Origin of the sequence: Mycobacterium scrofulaceum (genome assembly GCF_002086735.1) — a bacterium.
Lineage (GTDB): Bacteria > Actinomycetota > Actinomycetes > Mycobacteriales > Mycobacteriaceae > Mycobacterium > Mycobacterium scrofulaceum.
Map to the genome: position 1 here is coordinate 1 of NZ_MVIJ01000137.1, position 1,322 is coordinate 1,322.

Consider the following 1,322-nt stretch of genomic DNA (forward strand, 5'->3'; position numbering starts at 1 on the left):
CCTGTTGCCTCACGTCAAGATGCGCGCGAAGGCGGATTCGTTGCCTCACGTAAACGTGCGCGCTTGTTGACTTGAGCTTGGGCGCCGGGTCCGGCTTTGCTGGTGGCCAGGGTCAGCAGCTGGGTGGTCAGGGCGTGAACTTGGCGTTGGGTGGCGGCGGGATTGATCAGCGAGTAGTCGCGAGTCAACGCCACGATGCGTTCCACGGTCATGGTGGGGTGATCGATTGCGCGGTGAAATGGGGTGGCGGCGGTGTCGTGCTTTTTGGCCACCTTGGCGCCGTGACGGGTTTTGGATATCAGCTTCTGCTGGGGGTAGAAGTAGTTGGTCAGCTTGGACTGCAGCTGCCAGATCTCGTTGAGTAGCAACAGTTCTGCGGGGCTGTCGTAACGGTGGTAGCCGACCACGGTGCGCACCACCGTCCAGTTCTTTTGCTCGACGTGACAGCCGTCGTTTTTGTTGCCCGGCCGCGCCCGGGTGAAGGTGATCTGGCGGCCTTGGCACCAGTCGAGCAGGTGGTCGTTGATGAATTCCGATCCGTTGTCGCAGTCCACGCCCACGATCGGGAAGGGCATCTTGCGGGCGATGCCGTTGAGTGCTGCCAGCACGCATTTGGCGCTCTTGTCGGGCACCGAGCGGTTCTCGGTCCAGCCGGTGGCGACGTCGGTGACCGTCAAGGTGAAGGCATGACCCCCACCGCGGGTGCCGCCGTCGTGCCAGACCAGATCGATCTCGACGAACCCGGGTCGAGCGTCGTCCCACTCGGCCCAGGTGCGCACCGGGATCTGGCTTTTGAGCAGCGATCCCGGCTTCGTCCCAACACGCCCCCGAAGCTGGTATTTGGCCCGTTCTGGGGCCAGACGGCGATCGATGGTGGCCGCCGACATCGACACCAACAACTCCGCGGTGGCGTCATCGATGATCAGCTCCCCGAAGTAGCGCAGTACGGCCACCAGCTCTATGAGCATGGGTGCAAGCCGTTTGCCCGCCGGCCTGTCGAGCACCACCCAGCAGCGGATCAACGCAGCGATGACATCATCGCCGTACGTCACCGGCCGTGGCTTGCGCGCGATCACCACCGTGGGCACCAGTGCGGCCTTGAGGGCCTTGCGGGCATGGCTGCGATGCCACCCGGTATTGGCGCACAACTCATCGAGAATCCGACTCTTAGCGCGCTTGCTCGCCTGCTGGTAGCGGATCGCGACCGTCTCGGTGATTGCTCTGCGCTCTGCCAACGTCAACCCCATCCACTGGGCGTACGCGCGCATTTCCGGTGAGGCAACGACCCACCCTTTCGCGCGCATTTCTGACGAGTCAACGCG

1 protein-coding gene is annotated in these 1,322 nt (G+C 63.6%); it reads right to left on the minus strand.

The window, feature by feature from the left end:
- Positions 1-14: 14 nt before the first annotated feature.
- A complete protein-coding gene (locus BST44_RS29115; protein WP_208618391.1) occupies positions 15-1,247 on the minus strand; it encodes an integrase catalytic domain-containing protein in 1,233 nt (410 codons plus the stop codon).
- Positions 1,248-1,322 lie beyond the last annotated feature (75 nt).